The 21,981-nt window shown below is 54.6% G+C and carries 18 protein-coding genes; 9 read left to right on the top strand and 9 right to left on the bottom strand.

Annotation, left to right across the window (positions count from 1 at the left end):
• The first annotated feature begins 82 nt into the window (after positions 1–82).
• The 3 genes from feoA to feoC are packed head-to-tail and all read left to right on the top strand — an operon-like array spanning position 83 to position 2,900.
• The gene (gene feoA / locus AC1MKH_RS22720) at positions 83–310 is read left to right on the top strand and encodes a ferrous iron transporter A (RefSeq protein WP_015962672.1); all 228 of its coding nucleotides are present in this window, start codon (positions 83–85) and stop codon (positions 308–310) included.
• A 31-nt stretch (positions 311–341) separates the two neighbouring features.
• A complete protein-coding gene (gene feoB / locus AC1MKH_RS22725) occupies positions 342–2,654 on the top strand; it encodes a Fe(2+) transporter permease subunit FeoB (RefSeq protein ID WP_276218754.1) in 2,313 nt (770 codons plus the stop codon).
• A gap of 9 nt (positions 2,655–2,663) precedes the next feature.
• Complete coding sequence (gene feoC, locus AC1MKH_RS22730) at positions 2,664–2,900, top strand: [Fe-S]-dependent transcriptional repressor FeoC (protein WP_015962670.1); 237 nt, start codon at positions 2,664–2,666, stop codon at positions 2,898–2,900.
• Positions 2,901–3,039: 139 nt separating this feature from the next.
• Here the strand turns inward: feoC and AC1MKH_RS22735 are convergent, their stop codons facing one another.
• Together AC1MKH_RS22735 and bioH are read right to left on the bottom strand one after the other, a co-directional pair.
• Entirely contained in the window at positions 3,040–3,309 is a 270-nt protein-coding gene (locus tag AC1MKH_RS22735; RefSeq protein WP_149464140.1) for a YdgH/BhsA/McbA-like domain containing protein, read from the bottom strand.
• A 121-nt stretch (positions 3,310–3,430) separates the two neighbouring features.
• Entirely contained in the window at positions 3,431–4,204 is a 774-nt protein-coding gene (gene bioH, locus AC1MKH_RS22740) for a pimeloyl-ACP methyl ester esterase BioH (protein ID WP_276218758.1), read from the bottom strand.
• 37 nt (positions 4,205–4,241) lie between these two features.
• Between bioH and gntX the strand changes: the two genes are divergently transcribed.
• From gntX to gntT, 3 genes are all read left to right on the top strand, one after another.
• Positions 4,242–4,916, top strand: a complete 675-nt coding sequence (gene gntX, locus AC1MKH_RS22745) for a DNA utilization protein GntX (protein ID WP_276218759.1) — start codon at positions 4,242–4,244, stop codon at positions 4,914–4,916.
• Between the two features lie 58 nt (positions 4,917–4,974).
• Positions 4,975–5,550, top strand: coding sequence for a Fe-S biogenesis protein NfuA (gene nfuA, locus AC1MKH_RS22750; RefSeq protein ID WP_015962666.1), 576 nt, complete (start codon positions 4,975–4,977; stop codon positions 5,548–5,550).
• Between the two features lie 519 nt (positions 5,551–6,069).
• Entirely contained in the window at positions 6,070–7,386 is a 1,317-nt protein-coding gene (gene gntT / locus AC1MKH_RS22755; RefSeq protein ID WP_149464137.1) for a gluconate transporter, read from the top strand.
• A 54-nt stretch (positions 7,387–7,440) separates the two neighbouring features.
• On the opposite strand, the gene malQ is transcribed toward gntT, so the two are convergent.
• Together malQ and malP are read right to left on the bottom strand one after the other, a co-directional pair.
• Complete coding sequence (malQ, locus tag AC1MKH_RS22760) at positions 7,441–9,522, bottom strand: 4-alpha-glucanotransferase (RefSeq protein ID WP_276218761.1); 2,082 nt, start codon at positions 9,520–9,522, stop codon at positions 7,441–7,443.
• A gap of 10 nt (positions 9,523–9,532) precedes the next feature.
• Entirely contained in the window at positions 9,533–11,923 is a 2,391-nt protein-coding gene (gene malP / locus AC1MKH_RS22765; protein ID WP_276218763.1) for a maltodextrin phosphorylase, read from the bottom strand.
• 624 nt (positions 11,924–12,547) lie between these two features.
• On the opposite strand from malP, the gene malT reads away from it, so the two are divergent.
• The gene (malT, locus tag AC1MKH_RS22770; protein ID WP_276218765.1) at positions 12,548–15,253 is read left to right on the top strand and encodes an HTH-type transcriptional regulator MalT; all 2,706 of its coding nucleotides are present in this window, start codon (positions 12,548–12,550) and stop codon (positions 15,251–15,253) included.
• A 187-nt stretch (positions 15,254–15,440) separates the two neighbouring features.
• Positions 15,441–16,799, top strand: coding sequence for a glycoside-pentoside-hexuronide (GPH):cation symporter (locus AC1MKH_RS22775; RefSeq protein WP_276218767.1), 1,359 nt, complete (start codon positions 15,441–15,443; stop codon positions 16,797–16,799).
• 87 nt (positions 16,800–16,886) lie between these two features.
• Here AC1MKH_RS22775 and AC1MKH_RS22780 read toward each other — a convergent pair whose 3' ends face one another.
• Genes AC1MKH_RS22780 through glpE form a run of 3 tightly spaced genes read right to left on the bottom strand, consistent with a single transcriptional unit; the run spans position 16,887 to position 18,886 of the window.
• A complete protein-coding gene (locus AC1MKH_RS22780; RefSeq protein ID WP_231826021.1) occupies positions 16,887–17,651 on the bottom strand; it encodes a DeoR/GlpR family transcriptional regulator in 765 nt (254 codons plus the stop codon).
• Positions 17,652–17,669: 18 nt separating this feature from the next.
• Positions 17,670–18,500 (bottom strand): rhomboid family intramembrane serine protease GlpG, encoded by an 831-nt coding sequence (gene glpG, locus AC1MKH_RS22785; RefSeq protein WP_276218770.1) that lies wholly within the window; start codon positions 18,498–18,500, stop codon positions 17,670–17,672.
• Positions 18,501–18,556: 56 nt separating this feature from the next.
• On the bottom strand, positions 18,557–18,886 hold the full coding sequence (glpE, locus tag AC1MKH_RS22790; protein WP_015962658.1) for a thiosulfate sulfurtransferase GlpE: 330 nt from the start codon (positions 18,884–18,886) through the stop codon (positions 18,557–18,559).
• 201 nt (positions 18,887–19,087) lie between these two features.
• Between glpE and glpD the strand changes: the two genes are divergently transcribed.
• Positions 19,088–20,596: a glycerol-3-phosphate dehydrogenase gene (gene glpD, locus AC1MKH_RS22795; protein ID WP_276218773.1), complete on the top strand. Its 1,509-nt coding sequence runs from the start codon at positions 19,088–19,090 to the stop codon at positions 20,594–20,596.
• Between the two features lie 54 nt (positions 20,597–20,650).
• Here glpD and AC1MKH_RS22800 read toward each other — a convergent pair whose 3' ends face one another.
• Positions 20,651–21,214 (bottom strand): hypothetical protein, encoded by a 564-nt coding sequence (locus AC1MKH_RS22800; RefSeq protein WP_276218775.1) that lies wholly within the window; start codon positions 21,212–21,214, stop codon positions 20,651–20,653.
• Complete coding sequence (locus AC1MKH_RS22805; protein WP_276218776.1) at positions 21,211–21,981, bottom strand: hypothetical protein; 771 nt, start codon at positions 21,979–21,981, stop codon at positions 21,211–21,213. The genes AC1MKH_RS22800 and AC1MKH_RS22805 overlap by 4 nt, the downstream gene beginning before the upstream one ends.

Raw genomic sequence — 21,981 nt, forward strand, 5'->3', positions numbered from 1 at the left:
ACCTCTCTCATGTTCGCGCGCCTTTCCGTTCGTTTCTGTTGAACCCGCGCGACAGTGACTCGCGATGAAATAAGTAGGCCCTATGCAATTTACTCCTGATAGTGCGTGGAAAATTACTGGCTTCTCCCGTGAAATCAGCCCGGCCTGGCGTCAGAAATTGCTGTCGCTCGGTATGCTGCCCGGCTCCTCTTTCCAGGTTGTACGTGTCGCACCATTAGGCGACCCCATTCATATTGAAACGCGTCGAGTCAGTTTAGTCCTACGCAAAAAAGATTTGGAATTTCTGGATCTTGAATCCATTTCTCGTTAATCCGATTTAGCTGTTATAGAGTTCACAAAAAATGAAAAAACTAACCATTGGCTTAATTGGTAATCCTAATTCCGGCAAGACAACATTATTCAATCAATTAACCGGCGCACGTCAGCGCGTGGGTAACTGGTCCGGGGTGACGGTCGAGCGTAAAGAAGGGTCGTTTTCAACGACCGACCACAACGTCACGCTGGTCGACCTGCCAGGCACCTACTCCCTGACCACCATCTCCTCGCAAACCTCGCTCGATGAGCAAATCGCCTGCCACTATATTCTGAGCGGCGACGCCGACCTTCTGATTAACGTCGTCGATGCCTCCAACCTCGAGCGCAACCTCTATCTGACGCTGCAACTCCTTGAGCTGGGCATTCCCTGCATCGTGGCGCTCAACATGCTTGATATCGCGGAGAAACAGAAAATCCGCATTGATATCGACGCCCTTTCCGCCCGTTTGGGTTGCCCGGTCGTTCCGCTGGTTTCCACGCGTGGCCGCGGGATCGACGCCCTGAAGCTGGCGGTTGACCGCTACCAAAGCAACGATGAGATTGAGCTGGTGCACTACGCCGCGCCGCTACTGCGTGAAGCAGAGAATCTGGCGCGCGCGATGCCGGAGTCTATTCCGGCAAAACAGCGCCACTGGCTCGGTATGCAGATGCTGGAAGGCGATATCTATAGCCGCGCCTATGCGGGCGATGCGGCAGATAAACTCGATATCGCGCTGGCTAACCTGAGCGACGAACTGGATGACCCGGCCTTGCATATCGCCGATGCGCGTTACCAGAGCATCTCCGCCATTTGCGATAGCGTCAGTAATACGCTCACCGCCGAGCCAAGCCGCTTCACCGCTGCCGTGGATAAAATCGTACTCAACCGCGTGCTGGGGCTGCCGATTTTCCTGTTCGTGATGTACCTGATGTTCCTGCTGGCGATTAACATCGGCGGCGCATTGCAGCCTATTTTCGACGGCGGTTCCGTCGCTATCTTTATTCATGGCATTCAATGGGTTGGCGCAACGCTGCACTTCCCGGAATGGCTGACGATTTTCCTCGCCCAGGGGATTGGCGGCGGGATCAACACCGTGCTACCTCTGGTACCGCAAATCGGCATGATGTACCTGTTCCTCTCCTTCCTTGAGGATTCCGGCTACATGGCGCGTGCGGCGTTTGTTATGGACCGCCTGATGCAGTCACTTGGTCTGCCGGGTAAATCCTTCGTGCCGCTGATTGTTGGTTTCGGCTGTAACGTGCCGTCGGTGATGGGCGCACGTACGCTGGACGCACCGCGTGAACGTCTGATGACTATCATGATGGCGCCGTTTATGTCCTGCGGCGCACGTCTGGCGATCTTCGCCGTCTTCGCTGCGGCGTTCTTTGGTCAACAGGGCGCGCTGGCGGTCTTCTCGCTTTACGTACTGGGCATCGTGATGGCGATCCTCACCGGTCTGATGCTCAAATACACCATCATGCGTGGTGAAGCCTCCCCGTTCGTGATGGAGCTGCCGGTTTATCACATCCCGCATCTCAAGAGCCTGTTTATCCAGACCTGGCAACGCCTGAAAGGCTTTGTGGTTCGCGCGGGTAAAGTCATCGTTATCGTCAGTATTTTCCTGAGTGCCCTGAACAGCTTCTCCCTGAGCGGCCAGGCGGTCGATAACATCAACGACTCAGCCCTTGCGTCAGTGAGCCGTCAGTTGACGCCGCTGCTGAAACCGATTGGTGTGCATGAAGACAACTGGCAGGCAGCGGTTGGCCTGTTTACCGGGGCGATGGCAAAAGAAGTGGTGGTCGGTACGCTGAACACGCTCTATACCGCTGAAAATATCCAGCAAGAAGATTTCGACCCGGCCACCTTTAGCCTGACCGACGAGCTTCTGGGCGCAGCCGATGAAACCTGGCAGAGCCTGAAAGACACCTTCAGCCTGAGCGTGCTGGCGAACCCAATCGAAGCCAGCAAAGGCGACGGGGAAATGGCGACCGGCGCGATGGGCGTGATGAGCAGCAAATTCGGCAGTGCGGCGGCGGCCTACAGCTACCTGATTTTCGTTCTGCTCTACATTCCGTGCATTTCGGTGATGGGCGCAATTGCCCGTGAATCCAGCCGCGGCTGGATGGGCTTCTCGGTGTTGTGGGGGCTGAACATCGCTTACTCACTATCAACGCTGTTTTATCAGGTCACCAGCTTCAAACAACACCCGCAGTACAGCCTGGTGTGCATTCTGGCGGTGATTCTGTTTAACGTGATAGTGATTGGCGCGCTGCGCCGGGCACGCAGCCGCGTGGATGTAAATCTGCTGGCGACGCGCAAAACCGTTCACGCTCATGAAACCTCTGGCAGCTGCCACTAAGGAGAGGCGATGGCATCGTTAATTGAGGTTCGCGATATGCTGGCACTGCAGGGACGCATGGGGGCATCACAACTCAGCGCGCAGTTACACACGCCGCAGCCGATGATCGATGCCATGCTCGAACGCCTGGAAGCGATGGGTAAAGCGCGTCGCGTGCAGGAAGACGCGGACGGCTGTCTGTCGGGAAGCTGTAAGCAGTGCCCGGAAGGGCGCGCCTGCCTGAGCGAGTGGTGGGTGCTGTGCTGATCTGCCCGGTGGCGCGTTGCTTACCGGGCCTACAAAATGGGCCAACATCCGCTTACCCGTAGGCCGGATAAGCGCAGCACCATCCGGCAAAAATGCAGGCACTCATGGCAAAAGCGGGTCCGAAGACCCGCTTTTTTAATTACTTATAAACGTCTGCGTTACCGTGCACAGTTTTCTCATTCTTTGAACCGGCGATAATCACATAGTACTTCCCGCCCAGCTCATCCGCTTTTTTCGACAAATCGCGCTTCGCATCCATCGGCGAGGTGGTGCGCGAAGTAGTAATTTCACCAATTTTGGTGAGATTCATCTTCGCGACATCTTCTTTCTGAATCTCTTGTGCCGCCAGCGCACCAAAAGAGAGCGAGCCCATAACCAGAGTCGCGACAATACCTGTAACGAGTTTCATAACGTTATCCCTATATAAGTTTTTGTTTTATATGCGGTACGCAACGGCTATCAACGCATTGAGCGTACCGGCAGGATAAGTATTATTCCGCTTTGAAACTTTTGCCATGTGGACGCAAAAATTAAATTTTAGCGTCGGCAAATTCGCGAATAACCTGACAAAATTCATCCGGATGCGAGATAAACGGCGCATGGGCGGCTTTGGCAAAAAGGTACGATTCACTCTGCGGCCACAGGGCATCGAGTTGGGGCACTATTTTGCGCGGCACCAGACCATCCAGTCGGCCATAAAGACGCAGGAAAGGTTTGTCCAGCGAGGTCAGCGCCTGACGCAAATCAGCGGTTTTGAGGATCTCCAGCCCGCCATTAAGCGCTTCGACGGTCGGCATCGGCAGTGACAGTACCGTGCTTTTCAGCGCACGCGCATCCTGCCTGGCGCTTTCCGTGCCCAGCGTTTGCAGTGCGAGGAAGCGCTCAACGGTACGCTGAAAATCTTCACTCAGTTGCTGCTGGAAGCCCGCCAGAATCTCGGGCTTGATGCCGACCCAGTCGTCCTGCGCACAGAAGCAAGGTGATGATGCGACGGTAATCAGCGCCTGGACGCGTTGTGGATGCGTCAGGGCTATCTGGCTCGCCACCAGCCCGCCGAGGCTCCAGCCCAACCAAATCGCCTGTTCAGGCGCCTGTGCAAGAACACGCTCCGCCATCGCATCCAGCGACATTGCACCGAAATCACGGCTGCGGCCAAAGCCTGGCAGGTCGACAAGATGCAGCGTGAAATGCGCGCTCAGTTCCGGCGTTATGCAATCCCACACCTGCGCGTTCAGCCCCCATCCGTGCAGCAGCACAAGATGGCAATCTCCTTCACCTTTGGTTTGCCACCAAACGTTGTTCATCAGTTATTGTTCCCACATCCAGCTTTCGAGGTGCAATATGCTAACAGTCCACAGCTTGTGCTGGCTATGCCAAATGCCGCTGGCGATCCCACGATGGGGCGTCTGCTCCCGCTGCGCGCGAACGTTATTCAACACACAACCGCGCTGCCCACAATGCGGCCTTCCGGCAGCGATCGGGCACGTCGTATGCGGGCGCTGCCTGCGTAAGGCGCCGCCCTGGAGCCGGTTAATCGCGGTGAATGATTATGTCCCGCTGCTCAGTCATTTGATTCATGAATTTAAATTCTGCGATAAGCCGGAGCTCGCCCCGATTCTGGCACGGCTCATGCTATTGAACGCGCGGCAAAGGTCGGGATTACCCCGGCCCGACCGGCTCATCAGCGTGCCGCTCTGGCAGCGACGCCACTGGCGACGGGGATTTAATCAGAGCGACCTGTTGTGTCAGGCGCTGGCAAAATGGCTTGGCTGCGCCTGGCATCCTTTTGCCCTTAAACGGGTGCGAAAAACCGCCACCCAGCACCAGCTCAGCGCGCGGTTACGCGCCCGTAACCTGAAAAATGCCTTCCGGCTTGAATTACCGGTGAAGGGGCTCCATATGGTGATTGTGGATGATGTCGTCACCACGGGCAGCACTGTCGCCGAAATTTCCCGCCTGCTTTTGCGAAACGGCGCGGCGAGCGTTCAGGTATGGTGCCTGTGTCGCACCTTGTAGACCCCCTCTGATGGGCGTATTATAACCAACTAAAGTAGTCAACTATTAGGCCAAAGCTATGATCCGTATTTCCGATGCTGCACAAGCGCACTTTGCCAAACTGCTGGTAAATCAGGAAGAAGGTACACAAATCCGCGTATTTGTTATCAATCCTGGCACGCCAAACGCAGAATGTGGCGTTTCTTATTGCCCGCCGGATGCGGTGGAAGCAAGTGACACTGCCCTGAAATTTGAACAACTCACCGCCTATGTCGATGAGCTGAGCGCACCGTATCTCGAAGATGCGGAAATCGATTTTGTTACCGATCAGTTGGGTTCTCAACTGACCCTGAAAGCGCCTAACGCCAAAATGCGTAAAGTGTCTGATGATGCGCCGTTGATGGAGCGCGTTGAGTACATGATTCAGGCGCAGGTTAACCCGCAGCTGGCAGGCCACGGTGGCCGCGTGACGCTGATGGAAATCACCGACGAAGGTTACGCGATTCTGCAATTCGGCGGCGGCTGTAACGGTTGCTCGATGGTAGACGTGACGCTGAAAGAAGGGATTGAAAAGCAGTTGCTGGCTGAATTCCCGGAACTGAAAGGCGTGCGCGACCTGACCGAACACCAGCGCGGCGAACACTCTTACTACTAAGTTTTCCCCCCTTCCCTGATTGCCCGGTGGCGCTGCGCTTACCGGGCCTACGGTTTGTGCTGCTGTTGCCCGATGCGCTTCGCTTATCGGGCCTACGTGACTGTGCCTGCTGTTGCCCGATGCGCTTTGCTTATCGGGTCTACGTGTTGTGCAGATTTTGTAGGCCGGATAAGGCGAAGCCGCATCCGGCAAATGCTTCACACCACACAAATCCATCCCCGTAATGTTACCGCGCAACATGGCTCGCAATTCCCTATACACATCTTTGCAAAAACCCGGCAAATAGTATGACATCCGTCTCAATTTTTACATTTATGCTGCCTGGGTAATTCTCACTCTTGCATGTTACCCGTATCATCCGCCCCATAGCGTCGTCACGCAAATCAATAGCCAGCTATCCTTTAGCAGGCAAAAGTGAGATTCCGACGCAATGAAGTGTGTCCACCCTCTCCAGGGGACAATTGGACGTTGTCACTGAAACAATGACGTTACCCATATAAATTAAAGGCCAGGTGCATCATGCCATTAGTCATAGTAGCTATCGGGGTTATCCTGTTATTACTGCTGATGATCCGTTTTAAAATGAACGGCTTTATTGCCCTTATCCTGGTGGCGCTCGCCGTCGGGTTGATGCAGGGTATGCCGCTCGACAAAGTCATCGTCTCTATCAAAAACGGTGTAGGTGGAACCCTGGGCAGCCTTGCGCTGATTATGGGCTTCGGCGCAATGCTCGGTAAACTGCTGGCAGACTGCGGCGGTGCTCAGCGTATCGCCACCACGCTTATCGAAAAGTTCGGCCGCAAAAACATTCAGTGGGCAGTGGTTCTGACCGGTTTCACCGTCGGTTTTGCCCTGTTCTATGAGGTTGGTTTCGTTCTGTTGCTGCCGCTGGTCTTCACCATCGCCGCTTCCGCGCGTATTCCGCTGCTGTATATCGGTGTACCGATGGCTGCCGCACTGTCCGTTACGCACGGCTTCCTGCCGCCGCACCCGGGCCCGACCGCGATTGCAACCATCTTCCACGCAGACATGGGTAAAACCCTGCTGTACGGTACGCTGCTGGCAATCCCGACTGTGATTCTGGCAGGTCCGGTTTATGCGCGCTGCCTGAAAAGCATCGACAAACCCATTCCGGAAGGTCTGCACAACCCGAAAACCTTCACCGAAGAAGAAATGCCTTCTTTCGGCGTGAGCGTTTGGACAGCTCTGGTTCCAGTCATCCTGATGGCCCTGCGCGCCATTGCAGAAATGGTGCTGCCGAAAGGCCACGCGGTGCTGCCGTACGCTGAATTCTTCGGCGACCCGGTAATGGCTACGCTGATTGCCGTCCTGATTGCCGTGTTCACGTTCGGCCTGAACCGTGGTCGTAACATGGACCAGGTGAACGATACGCTGACCTCTTCCATCAAAATCATTGCCATGATGCTGTTGATCATTGGCGGTGGCGGTGCGTTTAAGCAGGTTCTGGTTGATAGCGGCGTGGACAAATACATCGCGTCAATGATGCATGGCTCCAACGTTTCTCCGCTGCTGATGGCCTGGTCTATTGCCGCCGTGCTGCGTATCGCGCTGGGCTCTGCAACCGTTGCGGCCATCACTGCCGGTGGTATCGCAGCCCCGCTGATTGCCACTACGGGCGTGAGCCCAGAGCTGATGGTTATCGCGGTTGGTTCCGGCAGCGTTATCTTCTCTCACGTGAACGATCCAGGTTTCTGGCTGTTCAAAGAGTACTTCAACCTGACTATCGGCGAGACCATCAAGTCCTGGTCGATGCTGGAAACCATCATCTCCGTATGTGGTCTGGTAGGTTGTCTGCTGCTGGGAATGGTTGTTTAAGTGTAAACCGTCATCCGACAAAAAAAGAACCCGCCATCTGGCGGGTTCTTTTTTTTACTTCTTCTTACCTGCCGCTTTGCGCCGCTTATCCAGGTCCTTAATCAGCTTATTCACCCGTTCATCGGCAAACATCTGCTCAAGACTGGTGGTCAGCTTACGACGCCAGTTTTTGTACTGATCGCTGGTACCGGGGATATTGACCGGCTCTTCCATATTCAGCCAGTCTTCCGGTTGCAGCCCCAGCAGTGCGCTGTTGCTGTCAGCGATATAACGCTGCATACCGCGATTAAGCGTGTCGGTCATGCTCATCAGGCTGGCTTTATGCCCGGCACGTTTTGGCAGCACGCCATATTTGTGCAGCGCATCCAGCAAGCTCTGCTTCGCCAGTTCGCGATCCTGGTACAAACCACGTAACACCACTTCGTCAGGATAAAGCCCCAGCGCCCGACCCAGCGTCAGGTCACCGCTTTCCCAGTAACCGCGCAGCGTCGGCAGGTCATGGGTGGTAGCGACCGCCATGGATTGCTCCGGATACGCTTTTGGCGCACGGAAGGTTTTGTCGCTGTCATTTTCGAAGTAGAGCACTTTGTATGAGTAAACTCCGCTCTTGCGCAGTTTGCCGACAATCTCCACCGGTACGGTACCGAGATCTTCGCCAATCACCATGCAGCGATGGCGTTTACTCTCCAGCGCCAGAATCGACAGCAAATCGTCCACCGGATAATGCACGTACGCGCCGTGGTCCGCCGTTTCACCGTACGGTATCCACCACAGACGCAGCACGGACATCACGTGGTCGATACGCAGCGCGCCGCAGTTTTTCATGTTCGCGCGCAGCAGGTCGATAAACGGCTCGTAGGCACGCGCGGTAATGATGTGCGGGTCCATCGGCGGCAGGCCCCAGTTTTGCCCCAGCGGCCCGAGGATATCCGGCGGTGCGCCTACTGACGCTTTCAGGCAGTAAAGCTCGCGGTCACACCAGGTTTCCGCGCCGCCTTCCGCCACGCCCACGGCGAGGTCGCGATAAAGGCCAATCGGCATGTCATGTTGCTGGCTTTCCTGCCAGCAGGCCGCGAACTGGGTGTACGCCAGCCATTGCAGCCAAAGGTAGAAATCGACTTCATCGGCATGCTGGGCGCAGAACGCACGCACTTCCGGGCTATCGACATCCTGATACGCTTTCGGCCAGGCAGGCCAGCCCCAGCGCAGTTTGTCGATTTTTACCTGGTTGGCATGCAGCGCGTCATACGCCGCCTGCCAGTAAAGGCTTTCACCTTCACGTTCCACAAAGTTGCGGAACTGGGTCATCTGCGCGTCATCGCGTTTAGCAAAACGCGTCCACGCCATACGCAGCGCGGTCATTTTCAGTTCTGTAACCGCCGTGTAGTCAACCCAAACCGCATCGCAGGCGGCTTTCAACGCTTTCTGCGTGGCCGGTTTTTTCCACCAGGCCTGCGCTTCTTCGCTGTGCTGGAAATCCTCCACCGCATTGACGTCGATATAAATCACATTCAGCCAGCGGCGTGAAGACGGGCTGTACGGGCTGGCACTTTCCGGATTCGCCGGATAGAGCGCGTGAATCGGGTTGAGGCCGATAAATGCCCCGCCGCGTTTGGCGATTTCCGGCAGCATCGCCTTCAGGTCGCCAAAGTCGCCAATTCCCCAGTTCTTTTCAGAACGCAGGGTGTAGAGCTGCACGCAGGCGCCCCACAGTTTTTCTTTCTCTTTCAACGCCAGCGGTTCATAGCAGCGTTCCGGGGCGACAATCACCCGGCAGTGCCAGCGTTCATCAGACTGGGTCAGCGTAAGGGAGTGATAGCCCTCAGGCAGACGCGCGGGCAGCGCCAGGTTTTTGCCCCCCGTTGCTTCGCCCTGATACTGCTTGCCCTCTTCGGTGGTCAGCAGCCAGTGAAACTCACCGCTACCTTCAACCGTCAGAGCCATTTTTTTGCCATGTGTCCAGACCATGACGTTCGGGACCGGCGTCACCGCCACTTTCGTGGCGGTAGCATGCATTGCGTCCAGCAAACGCCGTTTGGTGTCAGCACCGATAGACTGCGGTTTACCGTGCGCATTGATATAGTTGGGGCTGATCCCCGCCGCCAGCGCGGCATTGTCGAGGCGTTTGCTTTCCATAGGCCTGTCCTTAGCGTTTTGCCTGCCAGATACGTTTCTGATAATCGCGAATAGAGCGATCGGAGCTAAACATGCCGCAGCGCGCGGTGTTCAGGATAGTGGCGCGAGTCCACGCTTCCTGATCGCGATACAGCACATCGACCTGTTTCTGCGCTGCCACGTAGGCTTCAAAATCGGCCAGCACCAGGTACGGGTCGCCGCCTTTCAGCAGGCTGTGCAGCATCTGGTCGAACGCGTGTTTGTCGCCATCGCTGTATTTACCGCTCTCCAGCTCTTTGAGCACCGCGTCCAGCAGTTTGTCTTTCTTACGCCATTTCAGCGGATCGTAACCTTTCGCTTTCAGCGCCTTCACCTGTTCAACGGTGTTACCGAAGATAAAGATGTTTTCATCGCCGACCACTTCCGCGATTTCCACGTTCGCACCATCCAGCGTACCGACGGTCAACGCACCGTTCAGCGCCAGCTTCATGTTGCCGGTACCGGACGCTTCTTTGCCTGCGGTAGAGATCTGCTCGGAGACGTCCGCCGCCGGGATCATTTTTTCCGCCGCCGACACACAGTAATCCGGCAGGAAGACTACTTTCAGTTTATCGCCTACTTTCGGATCGTTGTTGACGGCTTCTGCCACCTTGTTAATCGCGAAGATGATGTTCTTCGCCAGGTAGTAGCCCGGCGCTGCTTTCGCACCGAACAGGAATACGCGCGGTACGCGGTCTGCCTGCGGGTTCTCGCGGATCTCTTTATACAGTGCCAGAATGTGCAGCAGGTTCAGGTGCTGACGTTTGTATTCATGCAGGCGCTTGATTTGGATATCAAAAATCGCCTGAGTATTGATTTCAATGCCGGTACGCGCTTTCACGAACTCAGCCAGGCGCTCTTTGTTGGCCTGTTTGATCTCGCGGTATGTCTGGCGGAATTTCGCGTCATCGGCGAATTTCTCGAGGTTGATCAACTGGTCGAGATCGTTCGCCCATTCTTTCTTCAGCGACTTATCGAGCAGCGCAGCCAGTGCCGGGTTGCACTGTTTGATCCAGCGACGCGGCGTAATACCGTTGGTGACGTTGTGGAATTTGTTCGGCCACAGCTGGTGATATTCCGGGAACAGATCTTTCACCACCAGGTCGGAGTGCAGCGCGGCCACGCCGTTCACCGCAAAGCCGCTGACCACGCACATGTTCGCCATGCGCACCTGTTTGTCGTGTACCACAGCCAATTTCGCCCATACGGCTTTGTCGCCCGGCCAGGTTTTATCAACCAGCTTTTTAAAGCGCGCGTTGATTTCGTTGATGATCTGCATATGGCGCGGCAGCAGCGCTTTAATCAGTTTTTCATCCCAGCACTCGAGCGCTTCCGGCATCAGGGTGTGGTTGGTGTAGGCGAATGTTTTGCTGGTGATAGCCCAGGCGTCATCCCAGCTCAGCTGGTGCTCATCAATCAGCACGCGCAGCAGTTCCGGAATGGCGATCGTTGGGTGTGTATCGTTAAGCTGAATGACTTCGAAATTCGCCAGTTCATGCAGTTTGCGGCCCGCCAGATGATGACGACGCAGAATATCCGCCACTGAACAGGCGCACTGGAAGTATTGCTGCATCAGGCGCAGTTTTTTACCCGCCGTATGGTTGTCGTTCGGGTAGAGTACTTTCGTCAGTTTTTCGGCGTCGATGCCCTGCTGTTCTGCACGCAGGAAGTCGCCGTCGTTGAATTTGGTCAGGTTAAACGGATGCGCGTGCTTCGCCTGCCACAGGCGCAGCGGCTGTGCGATGCCGTTACGGTAGCCGAGTACCGGCAGGTCCCAGGCTTCACCGGTGATTTCGAATGCCGGGGTCCAGTGACCCTCTTTGCTGACTTTACCGCCAATACCGACCAGCACATCCAGCGCCGCGTTGTGGCGGAACCACGGGTAGCTACCGCGCTGCCAGTCATCCGGCGCTTCCATCTGCTGACCATCGGCAAAGGACTGACGGAATAAGCCATATTGATAGTTCAGGCCATAGCCCGTCGCCGACTGACCCACGGTCGCCATGGAGTCGAGGAAGCAGGCCGCCAGACGCCCCAGGCCACCGTTACCCAACGCCGGGTCCGTTTCTTCTTCCAGCAGGTCGGTCAGATGAATATCGAACGGCTTGAGCGCATCGCTCACGCCCTCATACCAGCCGAGGTTCAGCAGGTTGTTGCCGGTCAGACGACCAATCAGAAACTCCATCGAAATGTAGTTCACGTGGCGTTGATCCTTCGCCGGTTTCGCCACGGGCTGAGCGGACAGCATTTCTGCCAGCGCACCGCTCACAGCCTGCCACCACTGGTGAGAGGTCATCTCAGAAGCAGCCTGTAAACCAAATCGTTGCCACTGACGCGTCAGGGCAGCCTGAAACAGTTCTTTATTGAAGGTTGGCTGTGACATAGGGAATTCGAGTCCTTTTTACATAAACGTTAGTGATAGTTTGCCTGGCTGACTGGGTGTCTTCCTCATCCCGTCCCGGATTAGGCGGGGAGGAGTCGCAGGGATGAGCGAAAAATGTGATCGCAGACACTATTACATGATTCACTAATTCCTGATTTGCGCAAATTTTACCCAGCATCAGGCGGCCATCCATTCTGCCTGGCGGCAGTTTCAGTTATCAGAACGAAGATATCCGCGCGGTATGTCATAAAAATGAAATGGTGTTTTTCCTAATTTATGGCCGCAAGGAAATAGTTACGCTGATGAAATAACCTGAAATGAAAATAAGATGATCCATGATGCAAATAGCGCAGCTGACTATAAATTTAATAGTTGTTTAATTAACCCCATGCCCTTTGTCGCTTTTTCAGAGTTTTACTCTTTTTGACAAACCCAGTCACCACGCGCCCTGCAACCGGTCTCCGTAATTCAAATGGGCAATAAGTAGAATTGTGACAGAGTGCAAATTCGCAGACATCAAAACCGGACATAACTTGCAATAAATTGTCATTTAGCCGACCTTTGTATTGATTAATTACGAGCCCTAAAAAAATATTTTTCTCTCCTCACAGTGAAGTGATTGCTATGTTGATTCCGTCAAAATTAAGTCGACCCGTCCGTCTTGAACACACAGTGATTCGGGAACGGCTGCTGGCGAAGCTTTCAGGCGCGAACAATTATCGTCTGGCGCTGATCACCAGCCCTGCAGGTTATGGCAAGACGACGCTCATTTCACAGTGGGCGGCGGGAAAAAACGAACTGGGTTGGTACTCCCTTGATGAAGGGGATAACCAGCAAGAACGGTTCGCCAGCTACCTTATCGCCGCGATTCAGCAGGCGACGGGCGGCCATTGCAGCGCCAGTGAAAACATGGTGCAAAAACGCCAGTATGCGAGCCTGTCATCACTGTTTTCTCAGCTTTTTGTCGAGCTGAGCGAGTGGCAGAAACCGCTGTATCTGGTGATTGACGATTATCATCTGATCACCAATCCGGTGATCCACGACGCCATGCGCTTTTTCCTGCGCCATCAGCCGGAAAACCTGACGCTGGTCGTCCTGTCGCGTAATTTGCCGCAGTTGGGTATCGCCAACCTGCGCGTGCGCGATCAACTGCTGGAAATCGGCAGCCAACAGCTGGCCTTTAACCACTGTGAAACCAAACAATTCTTCGACTGCCGCCTCACCTCGCCTATCGAGCTTGCGGAGAGTGGCCGTCTGTGTGACGACGTTGCCGGTTGGGCGACGGCGTTACAGCTGATCGCCCTGTCGGCGCGTCAGCGCAATAATGCCACGCAGCACTCCGCCCGCCGTCTCTCCGGCATTAACGCCAGCCATCTGTCCGATTATCTGGTCGATGAAGTGCTGGATAACGTGGAGCCTGCAACGCGTAATTTCCTGCTGAAAAGTTCGCTGCTGCGCTCGATGAACGACGCGCTCATTGTGCGCGTGACCGGCGAAGAAAACGGCCAGATGCGGCTGGAAGAGATTGAGCGTCAGGGGCTGTTCCTGCAACGCATGGATGACTCCGGTGAATGGTTTAACTATCACCCGCTGTTCTGTAGCTTCCTGCGCCAGCGTTGTCAGTGGGAACTGGCGACAGAGTTACCTGATATTCACCGCGCCGCCGCCGAAAGCTGGATGGCGCAAGGCTTCCCGAGCGAGGCGATTCATCACGCGCTTGCAGCGGGCGACCCCAAAATGCTGCGCGATATTCTGCTGAATCACGCCTGGGGTCTGTTCCATCACAGCGAACTCGCGCTGCTGGAAGAGTCGCTCTCCGCACTGCCGTGGGAAAGCCTGCTGGAAAACCCGCGCCTGGTGCTGTTACAGGCATGGCTGATGCAGAGCCAGCATCGCTATAGCGAAGTTAACACCCTGCTGGCGCGTGCCGAACAGGAGATGGACTTCGAGATGGACAAAGCCCTGCATGGCGATTTCAACGCCCTGCGCGCGCAGGTGGCAATTAACGATGGCGACCCGGAAGAAGCGGAACGTCTGGCGATGGTTGCCCTTGATGAGCTGCCGCTGGCCAGTTTCTACAGCCGTATCGTCGCCACCTCCGTGCACGGCGAAGTGCTTCACTGCAAAGGGCAACTGGGGCAGTCGCTGTCGGTGATGCAGCAAACGGAGCAGATGGCGCGCCGTCATGATGTCTGGCATTACGCCCTGTGGAGCCTGATCCAACAAAGTGAAATTCTGTTTGCCCAGGGCTTTTTGCAGGCCGCCTGGGAGTGCCAGGAAAAAGCGTTCCAGCTGATCCGCGATCAGCATCTCGAACAGTTGCCAATGCACGAGTTCCTGTTGCGCATTCGCGCGCAGTTACTGTGGGCGTGGGCGCGTCTGGATGAAGCTGAAGCCACTGCGCGCACCGGCATGGACGTGCTGGTAAACTATCAGCCGCAGCAGCAGCTTCAGTGCCTGGCGCTGCTGGTACAATGCTCTCTGGCGCGCGGCGATCTCGACAATGCCCGCAGCCACCTGAACCGTCTGGAAAATTTACTCGGGAATGGCCCGTATCACAGCGACTGGGTCTCTAACGCCGATAAAGTGCGGGTAATTTACTGGCAAATGGTTGGCGACAAAAAATCCGCCGCCAACTGGTTGCGCCATACGCCAAAACCGGCATTCGCCAACAACCACTTCCTGCAAAGCCAGTGGCGCAACATCGCCCGCGTGCAGATCCTGCTCGGCGAATTTGATGCCGCTGAAATGGTGCTGGAAGAGTTGAACGAAAATGCGCGTTCGCTGCGTCTGATGAGCGATCTCAACCGTAATCTGCTGTTGTTGAATCAACTGTACTGGCAGGCAGGGCGGAAAAACGAAGCCCAGCGCGTACTGCTGGAAGCGCTGACGCTGGCCAACCGCACCGGGTTTATCAGCCACTTTGTGATTGAGGGCGAAGCGATGGCGCAGCAGTTGCGTCAGCTTATTCAGCTCAACACACTGCCGGAACTCGATCAGCATCGCGCTCAGCGCATTCTGCGTGAAATCAATCAGCATCATCGGCATAAGTTCGCGCACTTTGATGAGAACTTCGTCGAACGTCTGCTGAATCACCCGGAAGTGCCGGAGCTCATCCGCACCAGCCCGCTCACACAGCGTGAATGGCAGGTGCTGGGGCTTATCTACTCGGGTTACAGCAATGAACAGATTGCCGGCGAACTGGACGTGGCCGCCACGACCATCAAGACGCATATCCGTAATCTGTACCAGAAACTGGGCGTGGCACATCGTCAGGATGCGGTACAGCACGCGCAACAGCTGCTGAAAATGATGGGATATGGCGTTTAATATATATTTTGGTGGTAAATTATTATCACCAAAATATATTGTATATTGATACTTCTAATTAAGAAGAGATAGCTACGTCACATTAGAGAAGAAACATAAATCAGAAGTGAAAAATTAGAATATTTCTTCCCCGCCTCACCTTTTATAACTACTGCTGCGAGTTGGCACGTTATAAAAGGGTGATTATATGTCGGCATTAACCGAAAAAGTCAGTGCTAAAGAGAAGTTTGGATTTGGTTTGGGCGATGCCGCAAGCCATATTGTTTTCGATTCCTCTGTTGCTATTCTGGCGTACTTCTACACAAATATTTATGGCTTACCCCCGGCGGTAATGGGGACATTATTTTTAGTTGTCAGGGTCCTGGACGCCATTACCGACCCTATCATGGGGGCAATTGCAGACCAGACAAAAAGCCGATGGGGGCGTTTTCGTCCGTGGCTGTTAATTATCTGCGTACCGTTTGCCGTGAGCTGTATTTTAGTTTATTCAACGCCAGACTTTGATCAGACAGGAAAAATTATTTACGCCGTTATCGCCTATATATTTATGACGCTGATGTATACCGCGATTAATATTCCTTACTGCTCACTGGGTGCGGCCATTACTGCCGATCCGTCTGAAAACCTCTCTCTGCAATCCTGGCGCTTCGCCATCGCACCTATTGGCGGTGCAATGGGTACGGCGCTGATTCTTCCGCTGGCAGACTTCCTCGCACCAGGCGATCGCGCAAGCGGTATGCAGTGGGCGATGGGGATATTTGGTGTCATTGGCTGCATTATGTTCCTGATCTGCTTCCTGACCACCAAAGAACGTATTGAACCGGTGAAAGAAGAGAACCTGAATATTCTGCGCGACGTGAAAATCCTGGCGAAAAACGATCAGTGGTGGATTCTGTCGGTTTATAACCTGGCGATGTTGTGTGGCGTCGTTGTGCGCGGCAGCTTACTGGTTTATTTCGTGCAATATATCCTGAATCAGGGTAGCAGCGTTATTTCCATGTTTATGCTGGCGACAACGGTTGCTGCGGTGGTCGGAAGCCTGGCCGCAAAACCATTGGGTTCAAAAGTGTGCAAAATCCGCGCTTCCGTGTGGGTAAACATTCTGAGTGCCTTAATTGGCTTGCTGTTCCTCGTGTTGCCAACGGAATACTGGATCCCGGCATTTATTGTTCACATTATTCTGAACGTGTTGCAGGGCATTAACGCGCCGCTGCAATGGTCAATGATCACCGATGCCAACAACTACGGCGAATGGAAGACTCAGCGTCGTATTACCGGTATGAACGTCGCTGCGAATATTTTTATCATCAAACTGGGCGTGGCAATTGGTGGCGCACTGACGGGCTGGGGCCTGGCTTTCTACGGCTATCAGGCTGGCGTGGAACATCAATCCGCCGAAGCGATTCGCGGCGTACTGATTCTGTTTACCGTGTTACCGGCTATCTTCTATCTGATTACCGCGATTTCCATTCGCTACTATCAGCTGACGGAAGACAAAATGAATGCCATCGTAACTGACCTGAGCAAAGGGCAGTTCCAGATGTAACCGATGCCTGATGGCGGCTACGCCTTATCCGGCCTACAGATTGTTTGTAGGCCGGATAAGCGAAGCGCCATCCGGCACTTCTCACCGCTACTCCCGACACAACTCCAGCTGGATGTTATGTTCGGCAATCACCTTCATTACTCCATCCGGCGGCAACACATCTGTGTAGACTGCATCCACCATGCTGATACTGCCCATATTCACCATCGCGTTACGGCCAAACTTAGAATGGTCAACTACCAGCATCACATGACGCGAGTTCTCAATGATTGCGCGCTTGGTGCGCACTTCATGGTAATCAAACTCAAGCAGTGAACCGTCGCTGTCGATGCCGCTGATCCCCAGAATGCCGAAATCGAGGCGGAACTGAGAGATAAAATCGAGGGTTGCTTCCCCGATAATCCCACCGTCACGGCTACGTAATTCACCGCCCGCGAGGATGATGCGGAAATCTTCCTTCACCATCAGCGTGTTAGCCACGTTGAGGTTATTGGTGACGATACGCAGGTCACTATGATTTAGCAGGGCGTGGGCGACCGCTTCCGGTGTGGTGCCGATATCGATAAACAGCGTAGAGCCGTTCGGGATTTCGCTGGCCACCTTACGGGCAATGCGCTCTTTCTCCGCCGTCTGCGTCGATTTTCGGTCGTGCCACGAGGCGTTTACCGAGCTTGACGGTAACGCCGCGCCGCCGTGGTGGCGCAGGATCATCTTCTGCTCCGCCAGGTCGTTCAGGTCGCGGCGGATGGTTTGTGGGCTAACGGAAAAGTGCTCCACCAGCTCTTCGGTGCTGACATAGCCCTGCAATTTGACCAGCTCAATTATCGCGTCATGACGTTGTGTTTGTTTCATGGTGAGTCCCTGAAAAAATTACGCGCGCTTTCGCGCATTTAGCGTATCGACAAACGCCATCGCCAGACCGACCACCAGGCCGGTAACATGTGCGCCATTGGCAATCGACATGCCAAAAAGATCAAACCAACCGGCAACCAGCCAGACCAACGAAAAGATAATCAACCCACGCTGCAGGTAAATACCGCTGTCCGGATCGCGCTCGCCACGCAGCCAGACGTAACCCATCAGCGCATACACCACGCCAGACAGCCCACCAAACCATGGGCCACTAAACTGGTGCTGGATAAAACCGCTCAACAGCGCACTGATCGCGGTGATCACCACCAGTTTACCGCTGCCGATGCGTTTCTCCACCGCCCCACCGAGATACCACCACCACAGCAGGTTAAACAGAATATGCAGCACCGAGAAATGCATGAGCGCGTGGCTAAAGTAGCGCCAGGCTTCAAACTGCACCGAGCTGTCATAGGGCCAGGCCAGCCACATCATCACGGCCTGATCGCCCACCACATTCATCAGGACGAAAACCAGAATACAGGCGATCATCACCGCCATGGTCACCGGACCGGCATTGGCTTTCAGCGTTTCGAGGAACGGGAAACGACGATAGTGCAGCCCACTGTTGGTGTGGCCCGATTGCCAGCTCGCCGCCAGATAACGCGGATCTGCCGGGTTTTCCAGAAAGCGGGTCAGCTCGGCGCGCACACGTTCGGCCTGACTTTCATCTGCGAGCCAGACATCACTCTGAGTATGTTGTTGTATTGTCAGGATAATACCCTGCGTCGCCATATAGTCCACAAAGGCCTGGGCGACGCGCGGGTTAGTAAAAGAGGTGATCATCAACATGCAGAGGGTCGCTTATTCCACACAAAGGGGGACAGTATAACATCGCATTCAAATGCCTAAAGCGCGATGTGTTCAACCTCTGCCGGGAAGTGGCGATGCCAGGCGTCGAAGCCGCCGTCCACGCTGTAGACTTCATCGTAGCCCTGCTGTAGCAGATATTGCGCTGCGCCTTTGCTGCTGTTGCCGTGATAGCACATCACCATCACCGGCGTGTCAAAATCGTTGTCGCGCATAAACGCGCCCAGCGTATCGTTAGTCAGATGAAACGCACCCGGTGTGTGGCCCAGCGCATAACTCTGTGGGTCACGAATATCGACCAGCACGGCGGTCTGCTGGCGTAACTTCTGGTGCGCTTCTTCTACATTGATACACACAAACTGTTCCATGGTTTCTCTTCTCTTTATTGCAGGTGGGCGAACTCACGCCATTTTACCGCCAAGTGTACGTCCTGACGGCAGTGAAACGCCAATATGTTACACACATCACTGTAAATTGTTTTTTTGATGTTACCGAACGCGCGTTTGTTTGCTATTATTTTCGTTATCGAGCATTATTGAGCTATAACGAAAGTGAACGAGGTAGCGAGCATGGAAACCAAAGATCTGATTGTGATAGGTGGCGGGATCAACGGCGCAGGGATCGCAGCGGATGCCGCCGGGCGCGGATTATCCGTTTTGATGCTGGAAGCGCAGGATCTGGCATGCGCCACCTCCAGCGCCAGTTCTAAGCTCATCCACGGCGGCCTGCGCTACCTTGAACACTATGAATTCCGCCTGGTGAGCGAAGCGCTCGCCGAACGTGAAGTGCTGTTAAAAATGGCACCTCATATCGCTTTCCCGATGCGTTTTCGTCTGCCGCATCGCCCGCATCTGCGTCCAGCCTGGATGATCCGTATTGGTTTGTTTATGTACGATCACCTGGGCAAACGCACCAGTCTGCCGAGCTCAGCGGGTTTGCGTTTTGGCGCAGAATCGGTCCTCAAACCTGAAATCGTGCGCGGATTCGAATATTCCGACTGCTGGGTCGATGATGCTCGCCTGGTATTAGCCAACGCGCAAATGGTAGCGCGTAAAGGTGGTGAGGTACTGACTCGCACCCGTGCCACCTCCGCGCGTCGTGAGAATGGCCTGTGGATTGTGGAAGCGGAAGACATCGATACCGGCAAAAAATACACCTGGCAGGCGCGTGGCCTGGTCAATGCCACCGGCCCGTGGGTGAAACAGTTCTTCGATGACGGCATGCACCTTCCCTCGCCTTACGGCATCCGCCTGATCAAAGGCAGCCACATTGTGGTGCCGCGCGTGCACACTCAGAAGCAGGCATACATCCTGCAAAACGAAGATAAGCGTATTGTGTTCGTAATCCCGTGGATGGATGAGTTTTCGATTATCGGTACCACCGACCAGGAGTATCACGGCGATCCGAAGAATGTCGAAATCGACGAAGGGGAAATCAGTTATCTGCTGAAGGTCTATAACGCGCACTTCAAAAAACAGCTGGGGCGCGACGACATCGTCTGGACTTATTCCGGCGTACGTCCGCTGTGCGATGACGAATCTGACTCACCGCAGGCCATTACCCGCGACTACACGCTGGACGTTCATGACGTCGATAACCAGGCCCCGCTGCTGTCGGTGTTCGGCGGGAAGCTCACCACCTATCGCAAGCTGGCAGAGCACGCGCTGGAGAAACTGGCGCCGTATTACAAAAATATCGGCCCGGCATGGACCAAAGGTGCAACGCTGCCCGGCGGCGACATCAACGGTGACCGTGATGACTACGCGGCTACCCTGCGCCGCCGCTATCCGTTTATCAGCGAATCGCTGGCGCGTCATTTCGCCCGCACCTACGGCAGCAACAGCGAGCTGTTACTGGGTCAGGCGAAAAGTGTGGCTGATTTAGGCGAAGATTTCGGTCATGAATTTTATGAAGCTGAGCTGCGTTACCTGGTTGAGCATGAATGGGTACGCCGCGCCGATGACGCGCTGTGGCGCAGGACCAAGCAGGGGATGTGGCTGAACGCCGAACAGCAGTCACGCGTGGCGCAATGGCTGCTGCAAAACGCGGGAAAGCGTGAACTGTCGCTGGCGTCTTGATCAATTGCCCGGAAGCTGAACGCTTCCGGGCCTTCATATCATCAGGGACAGACTCTATTTCGTCAGGCTGGCAACCTCATTACCATTTTTATCTTTGAATCTTTTGTTGCCAGAGAAATCCACCTCAGACGTGCCTATCGTATTTCCATTTGCATCGCGATAGGTTGTCACTCCCCGATCATCTGTTGTTGCCGTTCCTTTGGTATTGCCATTGGCATCATTGAAGGTCGTTTTCCCCGCCGAATCGGTATTCGCGCTGCCATAGGTGTTACCGTTACGATCTTTAATCGTCGTCGTTCCCCTTGAATCCGTGGTTGAAGAACCGACCTGATTCCCATTACTGTCCCGATACGTTTTGTTCCCGTTCGCGTCGGCCGTTACCGAACCGGTGGCATTGCCATTGACGTCTCTGAGCGTATCCGCCAGAACAGGGGCTGCCAGAACACAACCTAAAACTGATGCCAATACCCATTTGATATTCATGTTTCCCTTCTCCATTTGCACGATAAACATTCCATTTTTTCTCCAGGAACTTGCCTGGTTTCTACACTCGTCAACGTAGTCAGCGTCGCTGGCAATCGCCTCCCATTGCAAAACCGAAATGTGTTTCTTCCTCATGTATCTTCTGGCTGTAATGAATCGCTCTCGTACATCGCGCATAGACACTCATCAATCATCCAGTCATCTTCCCAGACCTGGTACTCTGTCCACTGTTCAGGCTGCTTTTGCGGATTTTCAATCGCTAATCGCGCCCGCTCTTTAAGTAGTGCACGATTGTCACTCGACCAGTCCCGAACTTGAGTGGTCATGGCGAGATCGGTGTCGTCCGGGTTATCCCTGATATAACCTTCGCGATATTCGTACAACAGACAGGCCAGCGACGCCGTCGACCAGTAACCGGGAACGGATACGACTTCATCCAGTAATTGCGAAGGTGCAATATCAGCGCGGTAAAACATCTTCAGCATGCACTGCAATTCAACGACTTCCTCTCCCGACACCCAGTCGGCCATAAATTGACGGGCATAGCGTTCTAAAATCGCCCGTTCATCCGCCCGCCAGTGGGTCTTATCTGCCAGGTTAATCCGCCGCAATGAGAAATCTTCACACACACAGTCGAACTGACCGTGTGCGACAAATTCCAGCAAGCGCGGCAGAAAATAACGAACCTCATCGCTGTTTTGCGGATCGGGGCCGGGGCTGGAATTCCAGTCATTTAATAATGAGTAAGGTATTGCGCGCAGTGAGGTTTGCTGTAGCGCCTGTTGCTGTTGTTTATTGAGGCAGTATTCACAGCACACCACAAATTGTTTTGGCACCGTATACCGACGGAAGGTGTGATAAATCTGTTCAATCAGATTCAGCATGGCGGGGCTGGGTTGCAT

Source organism: Pseudocitrobacter sp. CD920760 (assembly GCF_057782505.1).